Annotated in this window: 7 protein-coding genes; 1 reads left to right on the forward strand and 6 read right to left on the reverse strand. The window is 37.0% G+C overall.

The features are described 5' to 3' along the window. A partial coding sequence (locus tag AC22ZQ_RS10200; RefSeq protein ID WP_318958683.1) for a purple acid phosphatase family protein occupies positions 1–982 on the reverse strand: 982 nt, incomplete at its 3' end. 94 nt (positions 983–1,076) lie between these two features. Next, a complete protein-coding gene (locus AC22ZQ_RS10205) occupies positions 1,077–1,508 on the reverse strand; it encodes a peptidylprolyl isomerase (protein ID WP_318958684.1) in 432 nt (143 codons plus the stop codon). A gap of 244 nt (positions 1,509–1,752) precedes the next feature. On the opposite strand from AC22ZQ_RS10205, the gene bshC reads away from it, so the two are divergent. Next, on the forward strand, positions 1,753–3,345 hold the full coding sequence (gene bshC / locus AC22ZQ_RS10210) for a bacillithiol biosynthesis cysteine-adding enzyme BshC (protein WP_318958685.1): 1,593 nt from the start codon (positions 1,753–1,755) through the stop codon (positions 3,343–3,345). On the opposite strand, the gene AC22ZQ_RS10215 is transcribed toward bshC, so the two are convergent. The 4 genes from AC22ZQ_RS10215 to AC22ZQ_RS10230 all read right to left on the reverse strand — a co-directional run. Beyond that, positions 3,342–5,537, reverse strand: coding sequence for a hypothetical protein (locus AC22ZQ_RS10215; protein WP_318958686.1), 2,196 nt, complete (start codon positions 5,535–5,537; stop codon positions 3,342–3,344). The genes bshC and AC22ZQ_RS10215 overlap by 4 nt on opposite strands. Before the next feature lie 110 nt (positions 5,538–5,647). Next, on the reverse strand, positions 5,648–6,937 hold the full coding sequence (locus tag AC22ZQ_RS10220) for a citrate synthase (RefSeq protein WP_318958687.1): 1,290 nt from the start codon (positions 6,935–6,937) through the stop codon (positions 5,648–5,650). 117 nt (positions 6,938–7,054) lie between these two features. Beyond that, positions 7,055–7,567, reverse strand: a complete 513-nt coding sequence (locus tag AC22ZQ_RS10225) for a thioredoxin family protein (protein WP_318958688.1) — start codon at positions 7,565–7,567, stop codon at positions 7,055–7,057. Between the two features lie 2 nt (positions 7,568–7,569). Next, positions 7,570–8,371, reverse strand: an 802-nt coding sequence (locus AC22ZQ_RS10230) for an alpha/beta hydrolase family protein (protein ID WP_318958689.1), incomplete at its 5' end; no start/stop codon positions are given.

Genomic DNA, 8,371 nt, shown 5'->3' on the forward strand with positions numbered 1-8,371 from the left:
CATATACAATTCCCAAGCTGTCATTTCTTACAAATCCTTCATCACAATTTTCATCGTCCTTACATTTTAAAATAGGCCATGTTGATTTACAGGTATGCGAGTCGCATTCAATGGCCAAACGCACGTTTTTATAGGCTTCAAAAACAGGTACAAAATGTTTGTATTGGGTTTGCATTTCTTTCTTGTGCTTCACATGTGGACGCATGGGTCTATGGTACATGGGAATAGACCAAGTATAATCTTTGTGTTTCTCAAGGTTGTTTTTCAAATACCATGTTTGTGCACCACCTTTCCAGATTTCACTGTTTAGCACAACTATGTTGACAAGACCTCCTCCAAATTGTGTAGAGTAGTAGACTCTTTTAGAAGGGACATTAAAGATATTGACCATCACTTTATTGGTTCTTTCGTGGTTACCTCTTGAAGGTACAATTGGAGTGATTCTTCCATCTTTACCTACAGTTAAGGTCCAGTCTTCAAACCATTCAAGCCATTCGTTGTGTGTATCAATGGCAGTGTAGTCTCCATCGAACAATACAGCATGAGGTTTTAGTTTCGCCACCAGTAGGTTTGCTTGTCTGCGCACTGCCGATCGCGTGCGTGAATCTCCTCCAGCAACAAAAGCCAGCGGTGTATTTGGAGTATTAGGAACCGTGTAGAAGTAATACGGAGCTGAAAAGCCATTCTTATCTTGAATAGAAAAGTAGTATCTCGTATTTGGTTGGAGGTTGGTCAATTCTACAAAGTGGTTATTCATCCCTTTGTCTTTGCGCACAATAAATCTGTCTATACAGTTTTTAGGGTTGTTTGGATCAATCGGCAAAGTGTCATAAAAAAATGTGTGAGCATCTACATTCAATTGATCCCAACCTATGGTAGCTGAAGTAGAAGCATCGCCGTAAAACATTACACGAACAAAACGGACTTCAGCCAAAGAGATAAAGCTGAAAAGGGCACTGAATATGACTAAGATATTTTTCATGTTTTAAATTTAGAAAAGACAATTGAATATAAACTTTAGCGCACAAAAAAAGTCGATGCAAAACACCGACTTTTAATATGATTATCTTTTGAGATTAATCTTCAATAACGATTTTTTCAATAGAATCTCCTTCTCTGATATCGTCAATTACGTCCATTCCTTCAACAACTTTACCGAAACATGTGTGGTTTCTATCCAAGTGTGAAGTATTTTCTCTTGAGTGACAAACGAAAAACTGAGATCCACCAGTGTTTCTTCCTGCATGAGCCATAGATAAAACTCCTCTGTCGTGGTATTGGTTGTCACCATCTAATTCACAATCAATCGTGTATCCTGGTCCACCAACTCCAGTTCCTTTTGGACATCCTCCTTGAATTACGAAATTAGGAATAACTCTGTGCCAAGTTAAACCATCGTAAAATCCTTCTTTTGCAAGTTTCACAAAGTTAGCAACTGTATTTGGAGCATCCTTTTCGTAAAACTCCACGTGCATTTCACCCTTGTTTGTTTTTATTGTCGCTTTCATATTTTTCAAATTTAGCTGCAAAGTTAAAGGAAATTTCAAAGCGTGAGCTCAGTTTGTGTAAAAGGAAGTGAAAACTGTAACCAAAACTCATTTTCACGCCTAAAATTGAAGCACTTTTATTATCTTTCATTGTCTAGAACGCTTATCGAAAGCTTCATTAAAATAGAATGAAATAAGCGGGACATTTCCATGTATTTCATGGGAACTAAATTTTTCAATTCAGAAATACAGATATTTTTGCCGCATGGAGAAACAAACCATCAACAGAGAAGAAACAAGTTTTTTTAGTGATATAGCCAATGCGCTTGTGTACAAGCAAGATACATTAAAAGAATTTATTCAAGAACCCTTTGATATAAAAGCTTTTGCACAACAAATAAAGCTGAAGAATGAAAATTACAACCATAGTTATAGGAAAACCTTACGCGATAGTTTAATCAAGCAATACGCGAATGTTTCAACACCAGATGCTGTAGTTCAAAACACTTTGTTGTTAGAAAAGAAAGATACTTTTACGATTACAACAGGGCATCAACTTAACCTGTATACAGGACCCTTGTATTTCATTTATAAAATTGTTCATGTAATCCAATTGGCAAAACGATTGAAGCAGGAATATCCAAATTATAATTTTGTACCTGTGTATTGGATGGCCTCTGAAGATCATGATTTTGCTGAAATTAACCATTTAAATTTATTCAATCAAAAAAGAGTTTGGGAGAGTGAGCAAACCGGAGCTGTTGGTCAATTTAGTTTAAATGGTTTTGAGGCGTTAAAAGAAGAGGTAAAAGCTTTGTTCGAAAACCAACCTGAAATAGCACACTTAGTAGAAGAGAGTTACGCGGAAGAGGATACTCTTGCACAGGCTACTTTGAAATTAGTGAATACGCTGTTTGGAGAAGAAGGCTTGGTGATAATAGATGCAGATGCACCGGCGTTGAAGGCTTTATACAGACCTGTTTTATTCAAAGAAATTAGAGAACAGTTCTCTGAAAAAGAGGTTCAGCAAAGTACTGAAAGATTAGTAGAAAAAGGTTATCACGGGCAAGTTCATCCTAGAGAAATTAATTTATTTTTCATGGATAACGGTAAGCGTGAACGAATTATAAAAGAAGAGGATGGTAGTTTTACCGCTGGAGAAGGTGTAGTATTTTCTGCCCTGGAATTATTAGAATTAATTGATGGGAAACCTGAACTAATTAGTCCGAATGTGGTATTGAGACCTGTGTACCAAGAATGGATACTTCCAAATTTAGTGTATGTTGGAGGTGGAGGTGAAATGGCTTATTGGCTTCAGTTAAAAGGAGTGTTTGACGCACTAGATCTTCAATATCCCCTGATTCAGGTGAGAAATAGTGTTCAGATTGTAGATGGTGTGAGTCAGAAAAAAATGGCAAAGCTCGGTTATCAGTTTCAAGATTTCTTGCAGTCGACAGATGCTTTGAAGAAAGACTTTGTATTGAATCAATCTGATGAAGAAATTAATTTTGAGGAATTGAATACTGCTTTCGATACTTTAGAAAAGTTTGTTGTACGTGATGTGATTAATGTAGATAAAGCATTGGAGAATTACGGAAAGGGTGAGTTAACTAAAATGCGTAAGCAAATTGAAAACATGCAGAGTAAGTTGATTCGTCACAAAAAGAAAAAGTACGATGACACCCTAAAGAATATAGATAGCGTGCACGACAGATTATTCCCAGGCGGAGGTTTACAGGAAAGAAAGGATAATGTTTTAGCGTACTTTTCTAAATATGGAAAAGATAACTTTTTAACCTTACTTATGGAGAACATGGATCCTTTAGAAAAAGATCTTATTGTGTTATCAGAAAACTAAGGTTGATAGGAGAGTTGTGTACTCCCGTCTTCAAATATTATGAAATGCCATCCTTTGGTGGACGTTTTGATGGATTGCCCGAGCAGGTTTGTTCGGGCAATTACTTTTTTCGCCTTTTGTTTAAACGGAATGCTTTCTGCACAAATTAGATCGGAATCGCCGTTTGCTTGAATACCAAGTAAACGATAATTGTTAGCCGGCAGTATTTGTTGGTCTTCAAAGCGGTAGGTTTTACCGGTAATAGGAGTATTAAAGGTTTCAAGTTCTACCCACTCATTGTGTATATACTTTTCTAGGGTTAGGGAGGAGTATTCGCCGGGATCTTTCAATTCAAAAGAAATTTGAATATCGGACTCAACTATGGAAAGCTCAAAGTTTAACAGCGTAATGGGTAAAATTCCAGGCACTAAATTACACCCAAAATTTTCATAACTTAAGGCTGTGCCACCTGATGCATTGAAGGTGGTGAAATCTCCATCTAATCCACTATTCAAGGTTCTGTTGTAATTTGTTTCATGTATATATTCATGGTTGAGCGTGTCTGTAAATTTGGCTTGCATATATCGTGTTCCTGAAGTGGTTAAGTTAGAGAATAGTCCATTGTTAAGCCATTTTGTGTGATTTGCATAGAGTACATAAATGGGGCCCAAGCCACACAGGTTATGCCAATATAAAGAGTTAATATCTACATCATTTCTACATATTAAAAACCGAGAATTGCTCGGGATGCTTTGTCCATATCCATCAAAAAAAAGGTTAGTACATCCAGCAGAACTGTTTAGTAATAGCGTATTCGTCGGTATATTTTCGAAGCTGTCTATTTTAACGTGGCTACTCGAAAAGGGCAGGTTGGCTGCATAAGAAAATTGAAAGTTTTTGGAATTGAAATCTAAGGCATAACTACCCGTATACCCAAAAATTAGTTCTCCGCTTCCTTCTTGTATTCCGCTGCTACACGCATTGATCAATATTCCTGTAATGTAGGGAGGCGAGCAGTTTGAAGTGTTATTTACCTCAATACTTATAGGTGTGGAGCTGAAATTGGGGAAATCGCTTTTAACCAATATTTCATAAGCACTGCTTGTAGCCAAGGCATGAGGTACGTGAACATACACCTGCGTGTCAATTGAGGTTGATTGTAAGCGATAGAGTTCTGAAGAAAATTGGTTTTGAGTACTATCTAAAAGTAGAATACTAAAGTTATTTGTGGTATCGAAAATACCAAAACTCTGAATGCTGAGTAAAACGGAATCACCTTCATCACAGTTTACACTTAAATTGTTGGAACTTATAGCGGCACTTAAAATTTGGTAGTTGAAGGAACAATGTGCAGCGCTATCTATTGTGAATTGTGAGGTACATGAACTGTTTATATTGTCTATAACTGTAAAATTATTGAGGCTATAAATTGATCCCGAAATTGACTGTATAGAGTGAATATTATTAAAGTTAAGTGAGTCGTCTAACAAACTATCGTTTTGAAAGAGTTGGTATGAGCTTGATAAATTTTGTCCTTGACATAATATGTCGAATTCTAATTTATCATCCAGTGCGTTTGAATTGCTGCCATTGTTGTTGCAGACGAAGGCGTTGAGTATGGGAGTTGAGATGTAGCAGGAATCTTTGTGAACAGCTTTCAGGTATAGGTTGTCTATTCCTATGTAATCATTATCACCATTTTGTTTAATTGATATTGTAAAGGAAAAGGTGTTGATACTGTCGGGTATGTTAAGAGTGGATGTCAGCCATCCATTTGAAGAAATATTACTGCTACCATTAATAAGGGAGATTTCTGTTGGAGTGTTATTGTCATAGGAATAGCTGTATTTAATATCATCACCATTGTCAAGTTCAACAAAGCAGTAGCGAAAACTGAAGTTTGCGTAATTGGAATTACTTAAATCAAAGGTGTCGGATATGAGGCTTTCGAAGTTATTTCCTCCACAATTACCATTTAGATCTCGTATGCCCCAAAAGTAATTTCCTGAAAAAGCTTGGGTTGTGTCTAAACAAGAGGTGGTATCCCATAGGTCCGGTAAATTGGAACAGGGTGGCGTTGAAAAATTGATGTTAGGAAAAGAACTTGCTTCAAATCCTTCGAAAAAGATTGTGTCTTGAGCAATAGAGTAGGAGCAGGGGCTTATTGAAATAGCTAGGCAGAGTTTCAAAACCCATTTGTATAAGGTTTTCATGTTAGGTAGGTTTGATTAGTAGGTTGTTAGCGTTTTAGAACGCCCAAAGAAGGTACAAAAAAAAAGCCTTGCTACAAAATGTAACAAGGCTTTCTGAATATAGAAGATTCTTATTTTCTGTCTGACATTGGAACGTAGTCTCTTTCGTTAGCTCCTGTGTAAACCTGACGAGGTCTTCCAATTGGCTCTCCGTTTTCAACCATTTCTTTCCATTGTGCGATCCATCCTGGAAGTCTACCTAATGCGAACATTACTGTAAACATTTCAGTTGGGATACCTAATGCTCTGTAGATGATTCCTGAGTAGAAGTCAACGTTAGGGTATAAACCTCTCTTCACGAAGTACTCATCTTCTAAAGCAACTTTTTCTAATTGCTTAGCGATGTCTAAGATAGGATCATCAATTCCTAATTTCTCCAATACATCATCTGCTGCTTTCTTAATGATTTTAGCACGTGGATCGAAGTTTTTGTATACTCTGTGTCCGAATCCCATTAAACGGAATGCGTCATTTTTATCTTTTGCTTTGTCAACCCATTTCTGAAGATCTCCACCGTCTTCTTGGATTTTAGTCAACATTTCAATTACCGCTTGGTTAGCTCCACCGTGAAGTGGTCCCCATAATGCAGATACACCTGCTGCGATAGAAGCGTAAAGGTTTGCTTGAGAAGAACCAACGATTCTTACTGTAGATGCTGAACAGTTTTGTTCGTGGTCTGCGTGTAAGATCAATAATTTGTTCAATGCATCAACAACAACTGGGTCTGGCGTGTAGTCTTCAGTTGGCATTCCGAACATCATGTGTAAGAAGTTCTCACAGTATCCTAATTCATTTTTAGGGTACATTGCAGGATGACGCATTGCATTTTTGTAAGACATTGCAGCCAAAGTTGGAAGTTTCGCCAACAATCTGTGGATTGTTAAATCGATAGCTTCGTAACCTCTGTTAGGGTCTTGAGACTCTGGGTAGAATGTAGAAAGTGAACAAACCATAGAAGCCAAGATACCCATTGGGTGAGCTTGTGCTGGGTACGCCTCAAAGAATTGCTTCATATCTTCGTGAACCAACGTGTGCTTCGTAATGCTGTTGTGGAAGTTCTCTAATTCGTGAGCTTGTGGTAATTCACCGTAAATAAGTAAGTAAGCAACTTCCATGAAAGATGCTTTTTCAGCCAACTGCTCAATTGGATACCCACGATATCTTAAGATTCCTTTTTCTCCATCTAAGAAAGTTATAGCACTTGATGTACTACCTGTGTTTTTAAAACCAGGATCCAAGGTAATGTACCCTGTTTCACCTCTTAATTTCTTGATGTCTATCGCTTTTTCGTTTTCACTTCCAGTGACAACTGGTAGTTCGTAAACCGTACCGTTGAGTTCTAATTTGGCTACTTCGCTCATTTTTATAATTTAATAAATTTTAAGGTTAAAATATATCGACGACTAAGATAGTAATAAACTTGATTGTTCAAAGTATTTAAGACTATCTTAAACGCGAAATAATTTATATTGTCGCAATTATTTCAATTGCATTATTAATTGTTCTGGATTCATGTATCCAATCATCTTTTTTTCTCTCGTTCCGTTGTTGTTTAAGACAACAAACGAAGGGTAACTTAAACGACCATCTAAAAGCACAGCGGCCAATTCGTGGTAACCTCTTCTTCCATTATCTACAAACTTGTATGCCGTACCAAAGAAATTGATTGAATCTCTTTCTTCACCATCAAACTTTACGGCAATGTAATCTTGATTTAAAGCCTTGATTACAGATTTGTCCTTAAAAGTTGATGCATCCATTTTTTTACACCATCCGCACCAATCTGTATATACATCCACAAAGATCATTTTGTTTTGGTCTTTAGCTAAAGAAATTCCTTCTTCCATTTCATACCAGAAAATCACACTGTCGTTGACTGGTGGTGCTGTATGAATGACTTCGTTAACATCAGCTTTTTTTTGATCCTTGATATTGGCACATGAAACCATAAAAAGTCCAAAACCAATTAAGATGTATGATAGTGCTTTCATTGTTATAAATTCTCTAAAGTGTAAGTATACATCATTTTAAAGAGATGATTACGCGTATTACCACCATAAATTCCGTGATTCTTGTTAGGGTAAATAAACAAATCAAATTGTTTATCAGCTGCCACAAGTGCATTAATAAGTTCCATTGTATTCTGATGGTGAACGTTGTCATCGTAAGCCCCGTGAATTAGGAAGTATTTCCCCTCTAACTGATCTACCATGTTTACTGGAGAGTAGTTTTCGTAACCTGTCTGATTTTCAGCAGGAGTACGCATGAATCGTTCGGTGTAAATGTTATCGTAGTATTTCCAATGTGTAACAGGAGCAACGGCAATCCCCATTTTGAAAACATCGTTTCCTTTTAACATAGAGAGCGTGGTCATTGTTCCACCGAAACTCCAACCTTGGATTCCCACTCTGTTTTCATCAACGTAGGGAAGTTGTGCAAAATTCTTGGCAGCAGCTACTAAATCATCCGATTCTAAATTACCCAATTGTAAATAAGTAGATTTTTTAAACTTCGCTCCTCTGTACATCGTCCCTCTTGTATCTACAGATACTACAATGTAACCAGATTGTGCCAAAAGTTGGTGGTACGCAAGGTTCAACCCTCCAAATTTATCCAAGACCATGTTACTTCCTGGTCCACAGTAAATGTTAAAATATACTGGATATTGTTTGCTAGAATCAAAATCAGCAGGTTTGATCATCCATGCATTTAAAGCATCTCCGTTTGCCCCCTCAAGGGTGAAGAATTCTTTTTTCTGGAAGTTGTATTGTTTTAATTCTTCTGCAAATATTGCA

The sequence above is a fragment of the Lishizhenia sp. genome (assembly GCF_057456495.1).